Origin of the sequence: Mucilaginibacter hurinus, from assembly GCF_003324525.1 — a bacterium.
GTDB classification, from domain to species: Bacteria; Bacteroidota; Bacteroidia; order Sphingobacteriales; family Sphingobacteriaceae; genus Mucilaginibacter; species Mucilaginibacter hurinus.
Map to the genome: position 1 here is coordinate 121473 of NZ_QGDC01000008.1, position 15139 is coordinate 136611.

Below are 15139 nucleotides of genomic sequence, written 5' to 3' on the forward strand. Positions count from 1 at the left end.
AAATAATTTTCAAATATATGTTTGTTGATATTACCCGGATTGTAATTAGCGGTTTTTCTAACAACCTTTAACTATAAGTGCAATTGCAAGGAATCGTAAGCCAGTTCAATGCCATCAGGCAGTTCCTGCGATATTACATAATGGCGGCCAAGGCGATGACTTATGTGAGTGAAGTAAGTTTTATCTGCACCAATGGACTGTGCAAATTCAACTGCCTCATCAAAAGTAAAATGCGAAATATGCGTTTGCTTTTGCAGCGCGTTTACAACAAGCACTTTAGTGCCTTTAATCTTCTCCTTTTCAATATCTGTAATACTTTTAGCATCAGTAATATAAGTGAAGTCATTAATACGGAAACCAAGCACAGGTAATTTGTAGTGCAGTACTTCAATAGGTGTTATTTCCAAACCACCTATATTAAACGGCCCGTTGCCAATGGTGTGCAGATTTACCCGAGGTATCCCCGGGTAGGTATATTCATCAAATATATATTGAAACTCGCGTTTAATAGCCTTTTGTACACGTTCCACCGCGTATACGTCCATAGCTTCCTGCTGCTTGTAATTAAAGGCGCGCACGTCATCTAAACCGGCTACATGATCTTTATGCTCATGAGTAAATACTATCGCATCAAGCAGCTGCACATGCGCGCGCAACATTTGGTACCTGAAGTCGGGACCTGAATCAATAACAATGGTTTTACCCTCCGCCTCTATCATGATAGAAGTGCGCAAACGCTTGTCGTTCGGGTCGGCCGATGTACATACCTCGCAATTGCAAGCAATTACGGGTACGCCCTGCGATGTTCCGGTGCCTAAAAAAGTTACTTTCACAATTGCAGGTTAGTTTGTTTCAACTGATGTAAAAATGCGATCTGCTTCTCATCCAGTTGTCCGTGATCAATCTCAAGCTCGCGCGATAGTTCAACAAGCGCTTGTATACGGCTCTCGGTATTTGAAAACCGGTTCACCACAATTACCTTACTGTTTTGTAACAGGCACGCGCCCGTTTTAAAGTTCCCTTTCTCATAACGAACCTTGTAGCCGCCTGTTTTTAACAGCAGTTCAAGTTTTTCAAGCGTATGGGTAGTTAACGGGAGCAAATGTTTTTTGTTAAATGTGATTCCCGATAGCTATCGGGATGAAATACCAGACATGTTCAAATTTAATAAAGAATGTGAAGTATTCAGAAGTATCAAACAAATATATACCCGTGTTGACATCCGCGTTAGTTCCCAAAGCGCCGCGTATGGTGGCGCCTTCAGCGTTTGATAATTGCGCTTTTATTAATCAACTTATACCTACCGCAGATCTACCACCTCAACGCCGGGATATTTTTTGGGGTCAAAACTAAACAGCGCATCGGCTACCGGCACATTAGGCGTTACGGTTTTTAACGTATAATTATATTTGCTGCCGTTACGGTCAAACACCAAAACATTATATATCTGCTTTTTGGCCTTGTCTATCATCAGCCTTATTTTAAAGAACTGGGCTTTCTCGGCCTCCGGAGTAAGGTCAATTACCTGGTAAAGTTTACCACCCGTTTTTTGAGTACCGGTATACAGGTATTTATAGCCTTTCTCATATATGGTAAATATCTGTGCCGGATTAAAAGCGTCATCCCCCTGCCCGGCATCGTTTACCTGAACCTCTTTCTGATCAACAAGGTAAGTCCACTGGGTTTTACCATCGCTTATAATCTCATGATCGATGGCTGATTTTGACTTACTTACCGGATCATAAAGGCTTATTTTAAATTTGTTACCCTTAGTTTTTGATATCACCGTACCTGTTTGCGTGTGTACAGCGCCGGCTTGCTTATTATCAACAGTTACCGAAAAATCAGTTTTGATAGATGTGTATGAACGGTATTTTTTACTCAATTCATTTAAGATAAGTTTTGCGTCCTTATCTTTTTGCGCGTAAACATCACCAGCAGCAGCTGCTATAAGCAGCAGATATATGAATAGTTTTTTCATGGAAATTTTATCAGTTGTTATAACCCTGAAAGCAAATATTTGTTGCAGGGATTTTTTATTTAGAGTAGCAAAGGCGCAATTGGTTTAACTGGTCGGCGATCTTCGCATGAGCAGGAATAATTCATCTTTAGAGGATAGGCGTTCTTATTCCCCTTTTCCGTTCAGGCTTTCTAAATGCCGTTCAAGACTGTATTCATCAGGGTATAATACATCACGGGCTTTGCTACCCTCAAACGGACCTACTATGCCTGCAGCTTCCAGTTGATCGATTATACGGCCTGCGCGGTTATATCCGAGTTTTAATTTGCGCTGTATTAACGAAGTTGAGCCTTGCTGGTGCAGCACGATCAGGCGGGCCGCATCTTCAAACATCGGATCGCGGTCGTCCGGGTCAAAATCTTTTGCCGAACCACCCTCTTCACCATCACCCACGTACTCGGGCAAATAGTGCGCGGTTGGGTAACCGCGCTGATCGCCGATATAGTCAGATATTTTCTCTACTTCGGGGGTGTCTACAAAAGCACATTGCAAGCGTATCAGGTCGCTACCGGTTGCCAATAGCATGTCACCCCGGCCTATCAGCTGGTCGGCACCGCCGGCGTCTAAAATAGTGCGCGAGTCGATTTTTGACAATACCCTAAAGGCCAGGCGTGCCGGGAAGTTAGCTTTAATAGTACCTGTAATAATATTTACCGACGGCCTTTGTGTAGCAATTACCAGGTGTATACCCACCGCTCGAGCCAGCTGCGCCAGGCGTGCTATAGGCATTTCCACCTCCTTACCAGCGGTCATCATCAGGTCGGCAAACTCATCTACTATCAGCACAATAAACGGCAAATAGCGGTGCTTTTCAGGGTTTGGTATCTTCCGGTTTACAAACTTGGCATTGTACTCCTTAAGGTTACGTACCTGCGCATCCTTTAACAAGTCGTAACGCTGGTCCATCTCAATACAAAGTGAATTGAGCGTGTTAATTACTTTTTTGGTATCCGTTATAATAGCGTCAGCTTCATCTGGCAGCTTAGCCAAAAAGTGCCGCTCTATTTTACGAAATAAGGTAAGCTCCACCTTTTTTGGGTCTACCAATACAAACTTTAATTCGGCCGGGTGGCGTTTATATAGCAACGATACTAAAATTGCGTTGATACCTACTGATTTACCCTGGCCTGTAGCGCCGGCAACCAGCAGGTGGGGCATTTTGGCAAGGTCTGCAATAAATACCTCGTTAGAGATGGTTTTCCCTAATGCTATCGGGAGGTCCATCGGTGTGGTTTGGAATTTTTCGGTAGCGAGTACCGAACGCATTGACACCATTTCCGGGTGCTGGTTAGGCACTTCAATACCAATAGTGCCTTTACCCGGCATAGGGGCTATTATACGGATACCCAAAGCCGCCAAACTTAAAGCGATATCATCTTCAAGGTTTTTTATTTTTGAGATACGTACCCCGGGTGCAGGAATAATTTCATATAGCGTAACAGTGGGGCCTATAGTTGCTTTAATCTTATCTATCTCAATATTATAATGATTAAGTGTCTCAACAATTTTATTCTTATTGGCCTCAAGTTCCTCAGCATTTACATTTATCTTATTTGAGCCGTAATTTTCCAGCAGGTCAAGCGGTGGATATTTATATGATGACAGATCAAGCTTAGGATCATACATACCAAACTGCTCCACCAGCTCATTAGCTTTGGCGGCATCAGGTTTCTCGATATTCAATAAAGCTGTAGGGCGTTCAGTTTCTACTGTCAGGGGTATCTCGTCTTCAGTCTCAGGCTCGTGGCTAGCGGATACATCGGGTGTCAGCACAACCGGCTCGTGAAATACGGGGTTTTGCACCATAGGTTGCTGTTTAAGCGGCTCCGGCTTTACAAGATTAGTAGCCAGTTTATCTTTTACGGTATTCCCACCACCCTTCGGCCACTCAACCGGCGTAGACGGCTCCTCCTCCACCAGTTCAACAGGTTCAGGACTTACTATTGGCACTATATCCGGAGCCAGCCTTTTTTCACGCTCTGGTATTTTAAAATCAATGTTGTAGGCTATAATAAGCACGGTTAGCCCTGCAAACACCAGTGTGCCCGCCGTTCCTGTTTGTCCAATCTGAACGTCGAGCAACCTGTTGGTCCAAAAGCCAAACTCCCCCTCTAAGAAATGGGGTGTATCGCGCATAAACGAATGCAGAAAACCAAACGTTACCGAAATAAATACAATGCAAAAAAGCGTGTAAGCAACGGTTTTGCTGATAGAGAACAGCCTAACTTTAAAAAGCAGCCGGTAACCTATCACAAAAAATACAAAAACAAAAAGAAACGATGCTACGCCAAACCATTCAAAGATAAACTGGTGTGATAGCAATGCACCAAACTTGCCTAACCAGTTATCTACAATAGGATCAATATCTTTTAAAGCAAGTTCCTGTGTTGAAGTGAACAAATTGTCCCAGCCGCCATTGGCTTCTGATACATAACTCTGGTCTTCCTGCCAAGTAAAAAGATACGATGTGAATGCCGTTAAAAAAAATATGGAAAGTATAAGAAAAAATAACCCGATTACCTTTATCAACCGCCCGTCCTGAAAATTAAAAGCCGGCATTTTTTCAATCCGGTTTTTTATAGAACGCCCGCTATCCGCTTTGGATGAAGACTGGCGGGGTTGATTTGGGTCCTTTAAAGCATTTGTTCTGAACTGGTTTCCTTTTGGCGGCATCCTGCAATATCAGTAATAATCCTCAAATATAAAGTTAAATAGTTAACAAGTTATTTGGCACGCTTTTTTAATTTTTTAGTATTATTGGATTAAATATGAGCGCAGAAAAACTGGAACAACTGATTGCCGACGCTGATCTTCAAGGCATTGGTGAGTTACTTGCCGCTAACCGCAGCCTTGTAAAAAGTCGTACCAGCCATAACGTTTCGCCGCTTATGCTATCCTGTTACTATAAACGGCCGGAAGTTACGTCACTGTTGCTAAAATATATTGATGATATAAACCTGTTTGAGGCGGCAGCTACCGGCAGGCTGGATGTTTTGACACAACTGTTGAGCAGGCACCCTGAAGCCGTGGATTACCATGCCGAAGATGGCTTTACGCCTTTGGGGCTGGCCGCCTACTTTGGCCAATACGAAATTGCACGTTACCTGGTGGAAAAGGGTGCCGATATTAACCTACCGTCAAATAATGGCTTTAACGTATTTCCTTTACACTCGGCAGCTGCGGGCAATTTTACGGATATTGCTGTACTGCTGATTGAAAATGGCGCGCAGGTAAACATCAAGCAGCAAGCCGGTGTAACTCCGTTGCATTCGGCAGCCCAAAACGGCAATGTAGACCTGTTAATATTACTGCTTGAACACGGCGCCGAGGTAGATATCCGCATGGAAGGCGGCAAGCTACCCGCCGATCTTGCCCGGGAAAAGGGTTATGCAGACATTGCTGAGATATTGGAGGTGGGATAAGCCCGTTATTAGTATCTTTTCTGGCACTTGTCACAGTAGTAGCACCACCGTTTTGTTTTACCCAGTTCTTCTTTATGCAATGGTATGTGATCACGCGGGCACTCATCCTGTTCATACGCCCGCCAGTTTTTGGCTAGTATACCCTTTTTACGCTGCTCTAAAAACTCAAAACTATACTTTACCGTTTCTTTTATTAACTCATTAAGCTTTTTTGAAGGTACTGCCCCCGCATTGCTTGCAGGATGAATTTTGGCGCGGAACAGCACTTCGTTTTTTATGATATTGCCTACACCAGAAAATATCTGCTGATCCATCAGCACATCGCAAATAAGCCTATCGGACTTATCATTTATTTTTTTTATAGCCTTTTTAGCACTCCACTTATCGCTCATTACATCGGCCTGCCAATCATACACATCGTTAAGCGGCAATTCTATCAATGCTATTTTAGCCACATAGAAATACAACATCCCATTAACAAATTCTATTTGCAACACGGCATTTTTTTTGCCGCACTCGTCTATTTTGTACGATCCAAACAACATAAAGTGAATGCGTACCGTGAAACCGTCAAAGCATAGCAGCAAGTGTTTGCCCCAAGTTTTGATGTCCATCAATATTTTACCTTCTAATCTGTGCGGGTCAAGTGCGTTAGTATAGCCATCAGCCGCCATAACACGATGCCGGATAAAACGCTGCAGATTTTCTTTTGCGATAATTAAGGATGGGCCTTCGGGCATGTTGAATGTTTAAATGATCACGGCAAACATCAAGCCACTTTGGTTTGGCTTTTTGTTACGGTTTTTTTACTTTACAGTTAGCCATCTGCATTCAAAATCCGGCCTACAAACCTTATCTTGGCATCACCTATTTATGAATAAAACTGACGTACTTATTATCGGCGCCGGCGCTAGCGGGCTTATGGCCGCCTACCAACTTACAAAAGCCGGAAAAACAGTTACGGTGCTTGAAGCCCGCAACCGTACGGGCGGTCGTATTCACTCAATTAACAACGAGTTATTTTTTAAACACGCTGAGTTTGGCGCTGAGTTTATACATGGCAATTTGCCCGTAACCCTATCGATGCTTCAAGAGGCAGGAATTCCGTACAGTAACGCCGGAGGAGAAGCATGGGAGTACAATGACGGCTCCTTTAAAAAAAGCGAGCAGTTTGACGCAGGCTGGGACCGATTGCTGGAAAAGCTGAAAGAATTGAAAAAGGATATGCCGGCAAACGATTTTGTGCAGCAGCACTTTCCGGGAGAAGATTTTGAGAAATTACGGGAAAGCGTATGGAACTATGTATCGGGGTATGATACTGCCGACCCGCGCAAGGCCAGTGCTTTTGCCTTACGTAGCGAGTTAGAGAATGACGATGAAAACGCCCAGTATCGTCCTAAGGGTGGTTATTGTATGTTGATAAACTATTTAGCAAATGCATGCAGAGCAGCCGGAAACCAAATTGTTTTAAACACCGTGGTAAAGGAAGTATTATGGGAAAAGCATAACGTTAAGCTTATTGCAGCAAATAATGACACCTACTATGCCGACAAACTGATTATAGCATTGCCGCTGGGTGTATTGAAGGCTAATTCCGGAGAACATGGTGCACTAACCTTCCATCCGGCGGTTATTAAGCAAATTGAAGCCATACATCAACTTGGCTTTGGCGCCGTTATAAAAGTATTACTTGAGTTTGATCAACCTTTTTGGGAACATGGTGCTTTGGAAATGCCCGAGGGAGAAGGCTTAAAAAACATGGGTTTTTTATTTATCGGGGAGGCTATACCCACCTGGTGGACACAGTCGCCGCAGCGGAGCACATTGCTAACAGGCTGGTTGGGCGGCCCTGCTGCTTTTGACAAGAAAGATCTTTCAGACGATGAAATACTACAACTTTCACTTATTTCGCTGAGTAACGTATTTAAAATACCTACCGAAAAATTAAAAGCCAAATTAGTAGCCTGGCGCACAGCCAACTGGACTGCCGATCCTTTTACACGCGGCTCATACGCCTATGATACTGTTAGCAGTCCTGCTGCACGTATGGTATTAGATAAACCTATTGAAGATACTCTATATTTTGCCGGTGAATACCTGTATGACGGTCCGGCCATGGGAACCGTTGAAGCCGCTTTAACAAGCGGGATGAAAGCCGCAAAAAAAGTTATCTGAAAAAGACTCCGGCATCTAACACGGTGAATCCCGGTGTGTAAGCTTGATGTGTTAGAGTGACCTCACTGTATTTATAGAATACCACTCAATACCTGCTGCCGGTTTATGAACATACGTGAGCGGCGTACACACCTTACGCTTAAGCTGACGAGATTACCAGTACACTACTACGGTAAAATAAAAGGTGATAGACTAAGAACTTTAGATGTTACGGAGTTTGCCCGGCAAGCAAGTACAATACAGCCATACGTATGGCAACCCCGTTTTCAACCTGCTCAAGTATTACCGACTGCCTGCTATCCGCTACATCACTGGTTATCTCCACCCCACGGTTGATAGGCCCCGGGTGCATCACCATAATCTCCTTGTCAAGGCTATCCAATATGCGCTTATTGAGGCCATACAGCATGGTGTATTCACGTAAAGACGGAAAGTACTTAATGTCCTGCCGTTCTAGTTGTATGCGCAGCATGTTTGCTACATCGCACCAATTCAGTGCTTTAACAAGATTATGTTCAACTTTTACGCCCAAGGTACCTATATATTTAGGTATCAGCGTTGTAGGGCCGCAAACCATCACTTCTGCCCCAAGTTGCTTCAGGCACAGTATGTTTGATAGGGCCACACGTGAGTGTAATATGTCGCCTACAATTACAACCTTTTTTCCGGCCACATCGCCATATTTTTCACGTATGGAAAATGCGTCAAGCAATGCCTGGGTAGGGTGTTCATGCGCGCCATCTCCGGCGTTTACTATCTGGGCATTTACGTGTTTTGAAAGAAATATTCCCGCACCGGCATAGGGATGCCGCATTACCACCATATCCACCTTCATAGCCAATATGTTATTAACGGTATCTATCAGCGTTTCGCCTTTGCTTACAGATGACGAAGATGCGGCGAAGTTTACGACATCGGCCGAAAGACGCTTTTCAGCAAGTTCAAAAGACAAGCGTGTACGGGTAGAATTTTCAAAGAAGATATTGGCAATAGTTACATCACGCAATGATGGCACTTTTTTAATCGGTCGGTTCAAAACCGACTTAAAGGTATCCGCTGTCTCGAATATCAATTGTATATCTTCCAGATTCAGATCTTTAATTCCTAAAAGATGCCTTGTGCTTAGTCCTGCCATGTTTTTATTTCGAATTTCGGATGTTCGATTTCGAATTTACTTTCTATTTCGCGCGTCATTGCGAGCGTAGTATAGAATATCTTTGTTGGTTTACATTTGAAAAGTCTAAAGATATTACTTCGTTCCGCGCACAGACGCTTTATATATTTACTTCACTTCTGATAACAATATTATTTTATCTTCTCCATCGGTCTCCTTCCAGCTTACCACTACCTTTTGTGATGCAATGGAATCAACTTCTATGCCTACATAATCTGCAGCCACAGGTATATGACGCGAATAGCGACGGTCAACCAATGCAAGCAGTTCCACTTTTTCGGGCCTGCCAAAAGCCTGCATGGCGTCCATGGCTGCCCTGATGGTACGGCCTGTCCAAAGCACATCATCCATCATTACCACTTTTTTGCCTTCTATTATAAAATCTATTTTTGTTTGATTAGGCACCAATTGGTCTCGCCTGCGAAAATCGTCGCGGTAGAATGTAATATCCAGGTCGCCCTGCAATATATTGCTGTCCGGTAAAATCTTGCGTAATTCTTCGGCAACACGCCTGGCCAGATAAATTCCCCTGGGTTGTATGCCTATTAAGACTGACTCGGAAAAGTCGTTATGGTTTTCAATTAACTGACGACATAAACGCTGAATGGTTATTTGAAATTTTTGTCCGTCGAGCAGTGTCAGGTTGAGCATCGTTGGGTTGGATTTGGGCAAAGTTAGGAATTTTTGTCAACATCAGGTACCGTAAAATAAAAAGTACTTCCCTTGCCTGGTTCACTTTCCGCCCATATACGCCCGTTAAGCTTATCAACAAACTCCTTACAGATAGTAAGCGCTATGCCGGCCCCTTTGTTATAACTGTCAGTTGGCGCAGTGTTAAATGAAAAAAGTGACTTCAACTGAGCTGATGTCATGCCCTGCCTGTATCGGCTACACTAAATATCGTTTCGCTATCCGTATGCCGGGCGTTCAACGTTACCGTGGCGCCCTCGCGCGAAAACTTTATTGCGTTATGAATCAGGTTACGGTTTATAAACTGCATTACTTCTCTGTCAGTTATCACGGTTAGATCTACCGCCACATTGTTCACTATTGATACTTTTTTCACCAGCAGAATATCCTTAAAAATAGTAGTTGCGTCATCCATAATGTCCCTGACGGAAAGTTCCTCCGGATCATAGACAAAGCCTGCCATTTGCTTTTTAACCCACTGCAAAATATTATCAAATGTGAGCAGGATATTTTGCATATCAGTTTCAATGCTATTATATAGCATATCTAATTCTTCCCGCTCCAAGCTGTCGTCGTCTCTAACCAGCCGCATCATAGATATAGCCGAGCCCAGCGGCGAGCGAAAATCATGGGCAAGCATGGATATAAGCTTACTTTTAAATTCGTCGGTATGTATCAGCTCCTGATTTTGCCTGTTTACTTTTTTGTTAAGCCCAACTCCCCTTTATGGTTAACGTTATAGCAATATTAACCATAGCCTCCGCACGCCCTTTGTCATATCGCAGCCGATCGGCAATAGCCTGAGCCTTCATCCCGTAGTAAAAGCAGCTATCGGCACTTTTTGTATGAATAAGCAGTCCAAGCCTGTTTAGCGCATCAACATACTTCAGGCTGTCAGTAATTTTCGGCAGATCAGATTGTAGTTTGCGTATTTCGGTGATTTGCGCAGTAGCGATTGTTGGTAAACAAAATAGCATCAGGAAGCTAAGCTTCCTTAAAATTGGGAGAATATTATCTACCTGCGCCGTCATCAACCAATACGTTATAATAACATAAAGCAAAAGTAATAACTATTGTTCAAGGACATCCGGATTAAGTGATTAATAGCAACCCATGCAAGCCCCTGTTTTAGCACTAAAACCTTGCAAATGCTATACCGTTGTAAAATCTCATGTACAACAATGCCGCGATTTGACCGTGTGCTGTATCACAGGATTAAAAGTTAGTTTACAGGTTATCACACTATAAATAAAAAGGCCCTGCTTGTTTCCAAACAGGGCCTTGTAAAATATGACTTTAAAGCTTAGTTAGCTTCTTCTTCAGATTTTTTAGTGCCTTTTTTTGCCTTACTTTCAGCACCTTCCATTTGTTCTTTCAACTGTGCAAGAACACTCAGGTCGCCCAAAGTTGATTTTTCAACCGAATCTTTCACCTTTTTAACTGCGTTGCTTGCAGATTTGGCTTCTTTTTTACGGTTTTCAAAATCCTGTACCCTTGCTTCGGCACGTTGCTCTTCCCAAATACGTGAGTGAGAAATTACGATACGTTTGTTGTCTTTACCAAACTCGATGATTTTGAATTCGGCAGTTTCTTCAGCTTTTACGCTGGTACCGTCTTCTTTAACCAGGTGCTTAGTTGGCGCGAACCCTTCAACACCGTAAGGTAATGCAACAATAGCGCCTTTATCAGTTACCTTTAATACAGTACCTTCATGTATTGAATCAATAGTGAAGATGGTTTCAAAGGTATCCCATGGATTTTCTTCCAGTTGTTTGTGACCTAAGCTAAGCTTACGGTTATCAACATCAAGTTCTAAAACAACCACATCCAGTTTCTCGCCCACTTTAGTGAACTCGTTAGGGTGATTTACTTTTTTAGACCATGAAAGATCAGAGATATGGATCAAGCCGTCAATACCGTCTTCCAGTTCAACAAACACACCAAAGTTGGTCATGTTTTTAACTGTAGCTACGTGTTGTGTACCAACAGCGTAACGGTCAGCGGCATTTTGCCATGGATCAGGCGTCAATTGCTTAATGCCTAATGACATTTTGCGCTCTTCGCGATCTAAAGTTAATACTTGTGCTTCTATCTCGTCGCCAACTTTAAGGAATTCCTGAGGATTACGCAGGTTTTGTGACCATGACATTTCTGACACGTGGATTAAACCTTCAACACCCGGAGTGATTTCAAGGAATGCGCCATAGTCGGCAACGGTAACAATTTTACCTTTTACCTGCGAACCTATCTGGATAGCTTCGTCAAGGTTTTGCCAAGGATGCGGGGTTAATTGTTTTAAACCAAGGGCAATACGTTTTTTCTCGTCATCAAAGTCAAGTACCACCACGTTGATCTTCTGATCAAGCGCCAATACTTCACGCGGATGCTCGATACGGCCCCATGATATATCGGTAATGTGCAGTAAGCCGTCAACGCCACCCAAATCGATGAATACACCAAAGTCGGTAATGTTTTTAACGGTACCTTCCAATACCTGGCCTTTTTCAAGGCGTGCAACAATTTCTGTTTTTTGGTTTTCCAAATCGTCTTCGATAAGCACTTTGTGCGATACCACAACGTTTTTAAACTCGTGGTTTATCTTAACTACTTTGAATTCCATTGTTTTACCTACGTACACATCGTAATCGCGAATTGGCTTGATATCGATTTGTGAACCAGGTAAGAAGGCTTCAACGCCCATAATATCAACAATTAAACCACCTTTAGTACGGCTCTTAACAAAACCGGTGATTATCTCGTCGTTATCTAAAGCCGAATTAATACGCTCCCATGATTGCTGGGTTTTTGCGCGCTTGCGTGATAATACTAACTGACCGTTAGCATCTTCCTGCGACTCGACAAAAACTTCAACTTTGTCGCCAACTTTCAGGTCAGGCGTGTCGCGGAACTCAGAAACTGATACCAAACCGTCAGATTTAAAACCAACGTTTAATACCACATCTTTGCTGTTTACATTAACAACGGTACCGGTAATAATTTCGCCTTTAGTGATTGAACTAAAAGTTCCATCATACAATTTTTCTAAAGCTTCACGGTCGCTGTCGCTGTAGTTACCAAATTTTTTATCATCAGCATCCCAATCAAAATCTTCGCTCGGGGTTGATAATTGTGATTTGATGTCTTCAATAGAGATTGAATCAGCTTCTGATTCAATAGTTTCCTTTTCTGCCGCGGCCTTAACTGTATCCAGTTCGGCTTCTTTGGCTTTTAATTCTTTTTCTGCTTCTTGTTTTTTTGCCATTAAATAAATTTTCTCCTTTAACCCAACATTAATTGGGACTGCAAAGGTACGGATATAATTTAAGTAGCAAAAAAATTGTGAATGTTAATTGCTGATTTTGAATGTTTTTTGTATATTTTACCCGCTCGCTGCTCTTTTGAAGCTGACAAAGTGGGTAAACAAGTGTTTTATAGGGAATGATTCCGCCTCTATTACACCCGCGTATATCAATGCGTCAAAAAAATTGAACCTTTGACTACAAACTAATTTGACAATTTGGATTCAATTTCATTAAAGACCGTCATAAAATCAGGCAATACCATCCCACGATAAGCGAGCAAAACCTCATCCATGGCAACCTCCTGCACAGGGCTGAAAGGATTTTTCCAAACGCGCATGCAAATACGTTTAAGCGCATAAGCTATCTGTTGGGTTTCAGTATAAGTATGCAAATACCGCTCCTCCTTAAATACTTCAAAGAAATTGAAAAATACTTCCGGTTCTTTCATGCCGCTAAACTCTAAAAACTCACGTATCACTATCTCATCGCATGAACTTAGGTGGCTATAAAAGCTATCAGCCGTTAACTTGTTTGTGGTTAACAGTAAATTGTCTAATATCAATTCGATAGCGATATGACCTAAAAAGAACGGCTTAACGGGCGAACCCTGAATAACGGGCAATAAATGAAGCTTTAAATTATGTGAGTGTTTCAGGAAAAACTCAGAGGAATGGAAGTAACGATCAACCTCCAGGTGCTTTTTCCAACCTTCAATGATGCTATTAACAGCACCATTGGTATGGATTAATTTTTCAGGATGAAGTACCAGGTTTTTATCAGCATTCTTTAACAGATCAGGCAGTACTGTGCCTAACACAAAATAACAATTTGTGGTGTCGCGGTCAAAGTAATAGTGCGAAAGGAAATTCATACATGCTCACTCAACAAAACAATCAATCACAATCTACATAAAAAATATACGAATTTGAAACGGTTGTACTAAAAAAATAGATTTTATCTTATTATTTTATCTTTGCAGCCTTAATATTTATACAATGAATTTTGTTGAAGAATTACGCTGGCGGGGCATGCTGCATGACATTATGCCCGGAACGGAAGAACTATTGAATAAAGGTATGACAGCAGGCTACATTGGGTTTGACCCTACGGCAGACTCGCTGCATGTTGGCCACCTTACCCAAATCATGACGCTAACACATTTCCAGCGTGCGGGCCACAAACCATTTGCGTTAGTTGGCGGCGCAACCGGTATGATAGGCGATCCCAGTTTTAAAAGCCATGAGCGTAATTTACTCGATGAAAACACCCTGCAAAAAAATGTAGCAGGCATAAAGGCTCAATTAGAAAACTTTCTTGATTTCACCGGCGCTAACAGCGCGGTAATGGTTAATAATTACGACTGGTTTAAAAATTTTGGGTTTTTGGAGTTTATACGGGATGTAGGAAAGCATATCACTGTAAACTATATGATGTCAAAAGATTCTGTAAAAAAACGGCTGGAGGATGGTTCCGGTTTATCATTTACGGAGTTTTCATATCAACTTTTGCAGGGTTATGATTTTTATCATTTATGGAAAAATGAGAATTGTGCATTACAAATGGGGGGTAGCGACCAATGGGGTAATATTGTAACCGGTACAGAGTTTATACGCCGTAAAGATGGCGGCGAAGCCTTTGCGCTTACCACCCAACTGATAAAGAAAGCTGACGGCACTAAATTTGGTAAAACCGAAAGCGGCGCGGTATGGCTTGACCCGAAACGCACTACGCCCTACCAGTTTTACCAATTTTGGCTTAACACTACAGATGTAGATGCAAAAAGCTATATACGCATATTTACATTTTTAGATAAAGCGGCCATAGAGGCTTTAGAAACCGAACAGGACGCCGCGCCACATCAACGCGCGATACAAAAAGCGTTGGCGAAGGACATCACTATACGGGTACATGGCGAAGCAGCTTACCAAAAAGCAGTTAAATCATCTGAATTTTTGTTTGGTAATGTGGGTATCGAATTTTTAAACGAGTTAAATGATACTGAAGTACTTGGCCTGTTTGAAGGTGTACCCAATTTTATGATTAGCCGTAACGACCTGGAAAATCGCATTAACGCAGTTGACCTGTTAGCTGGTTATACTGCAGTATTTCCATCAAAAGGCGAAGCTAAGAAGATGATACAGGGCGGAGGCGTAGCCATTAATAAGACCAAGGTAGGCACAGCTGAAGATTTTTTTAATACTGACCATCTGATTAATAATAAATACCTGGTAGCGCAAAAAGGCAAGAAAAATTATTTTTTGATTATAGCTGAGTAAGACGAAGTAGCCCACAGCCACAAAAAAAAGCTTCTTTATAAGAAGCTTTTTTTTGTGAAAATAAATGGAATAAGATTTGC

15 protein-coding genes are annotated in these 15139 nt (G+C 42.3%); 3 read left to right on the forward strand and 12 right to left on the reverse strand.

The genetic code is table 11. The annotated features are described in order from the left end of the window. Positions 1-71: 71 nt before the first annotated feature. The 4 genes from DJ568_RS14540 to DJ568_RS14555 all read right to left on the reverse strand — a co-directional run bounded on the left by DJ568_RS14540 (position 72) and on the right by DJ568_RS14555 (position 4693). Complete coding sequence (locus DJ568_RS14540; RefSeq protein WP_114006021.1) at positions 72-833, reverse strand: MBL fold metallo-hydrolase; 762 nt, start codon at positions 831-833, stop codon at positions 72-74. After that, positions 830-1102, reverse strand: coding sequence for a hypothetical protein (locus DJ568_RS14545; protein WP_114006022.1), 273 nt, complete (start codon positions 1100-1102; stop codon positions 830-832). Before DJ568_RS14545 ends, DJ568_RS14540 begins: the two co-directional genes overlap by 4 nt. A gap of 198 nt (positions 1103-1300) precedes the next feature. Then, positions 1301-1981, reverse strand: a complete 681-nt coding sequence (locus DJ568_RS14550; RefSeq protein ID WP_114006023.1) for a LolA family protein — start codon at positions 1979-1981, stop codon at positions 1301-1303. A gap of 144 nt (positions 1982-2125) precedes the next feature. Then, entirely contained in the window at positions 2126-4693 is a 2568-nt protein-coding gene (locus tag DJ568_RS14555) for an FtsK/SpoIIIE family DNA translocase (protein WP_114006024.1), read from the reverse strand. A 95-nt stretch (positions 4694-4788) separates the two neighbouring features. Between DJ568_RS14555 and DJ568_RS14560 the strand changes: the two genes are divergently transcribed. Beyond that, positions 4789-5442, forward strand: coding sequence for an ankyrin repeat domain-containing protein (locus tag DJ568_RS14560; RefSeq protein ID WP_114006025.1), 654 nt, complete (start codon positions 4789-4791; stop codon positions 5440-5442). An 8-nt stretch (positions 5443-5450) separates the two neighbouring features. Here the strand turns inward: DJ568_RS14560 and DJ568_RS14565 are convergent, their stop codons facing one another. Continuing rightward, positions 5451-6182, reverse strand: a complete 732-nt coding sequence (locus DJ568_RS14565; RefSeq protein ID WP_114006026.1) for an endonuclease — start codon at positions 6180-6182, stop codon at positions 5451-5453. Positions 6183-6315: 133 nt separating this feature from the next. On the opposite strand from DJ568_RS14565, the gene DJ568_RS14570 reads away from it, so the two are divergent. Further along, positions 6316-7617, forward strand: coding sequence for a flavin monoamine oxidase family protein (locus DJ568_RS14570; RefSeq protein ID WP_158534943.1), 1302 nt, complete (start codon positions 6316-6318; stop codon positions 7615-7617). A 208-nt stretch (positions 7618-7825) separates the two neighbouring features. Here the strand turns inward: DJ568_RS14570 and DJ568_RS14575 are convergent, their stop codons facing one another. The 7 genes from DJ568_RS14575 to DJ568_RS14605 all read right to left on the reverse strand — a co-directional run bounded on the left by DJ568_RS14575 (position 7826) and on the right by DJ568_RS14605 (position 13654). Then, a complete protein-coding gene (locus DJ568_RS14575; protein ID WP_114006028.1) occupies positions 7826-8752 on the reverse strand; it encodes an aspartate carbamoyltransferase catalytic subunit in 927 nt (308 codons plus the stop codon). Between the two features lie 147 nt (positions 8753-8899). Next, the gene (pyrR, locus tag DJ568_RS14580) at positions 8900-9442 is read right to left on the reverse strand and encodes a bifunctional pyr operon transcriptional regulator/uracil phosphoribosyltransferase PyrR (RefSeq protein WP_114006029.1); all 543 of its coding nucleotides are present in this window, start codon (positions 9440-9442) and stop codon (positions 8900-8902) included. Positions 9443-9465: 23 nt separating this feature from the next. Next, positions 9466-9663 carry an ATP-binding protein gene (locus DJ568_RS14585; protein ID WP_114006030.1) on the reverse strand — a complete coding sequence of 66 codons (198 nt, stop codon included), beginning with the start codon at positions 9661-9663 and terminating at the stop codon, positions 9466-9468. Continuing rightward, positions 9660-10160 carry a sensor histidine kinase gene (locus tag DJ568_RS14590; protein ID WP_394339550.1) on the reverse strand — a complete coding sequence of 167 codons (501 nt, stop codon included), beginning with the start codon at positions 10158-10160 and terminating at the stop codon, positions 9660-9662. The genes DJ568_RS14585 and DJ568_RS14590 overlap by 4 nt, the downstream gene beginning before the upstream one ends. 28 nt (positions 10161-10188) lie before the next feature. Continuing rightward, positions 10189-10512 (reverse strand): hypothetical protein, encoded by a 324-nt coding sequence (locus DJ568_RS14595; RefSeq protein ID WP_114006032.1) that lies wholly within the window; start codon positions 10510-10512, stop codon positions 10189-10191. Positions 10513-10784: 272 nt separating this feature from the next. Next, the gene (gene rpsA / locus DJ568_RS14600; protein WP_114006033.1) at positions 10785-12743 is read right to left on the reverse strand and encodes a 30S ribosomal protein S1; all 1959 of its coding nucleotides are present in this window, start codon (positions 12741-12743) and stop codon (positions 10785-10787) included. A 242-nt stretch (positions 12744-12985) separates the two neighbouring features. Continuing rightward, positions 12986-13654, reverse strand: a complete 669-nt coding sequence (locus DJ568_RS14605; RefSeq protein ID WP_114006034.1) for a hypothetical protein — start codon at positions 13652-13654, stop codon at positions 12986-12988. 124 nt (positions 13655-13778) lie between these two features. On the opposite strand from DJ568_RS14605, the gene tyrS reads away from it, so the two are divergent. Continuing rightward, positions 13779-15059 carry a tyrosine--tRNA ligase gene (gene tyrS / locus DJ568_RS14610; RefSeq protein WP_114006035.1) on the forward strand — a complete coding sequence of 427 codons (1281 nt, stop codon included), beginning with the start codon at positions 13779-13781 and terminating at the stop codon, positions 15057-15059. The last annotated feature ends 80 nt before the right edge of the window (positions 15060-15139 follow it).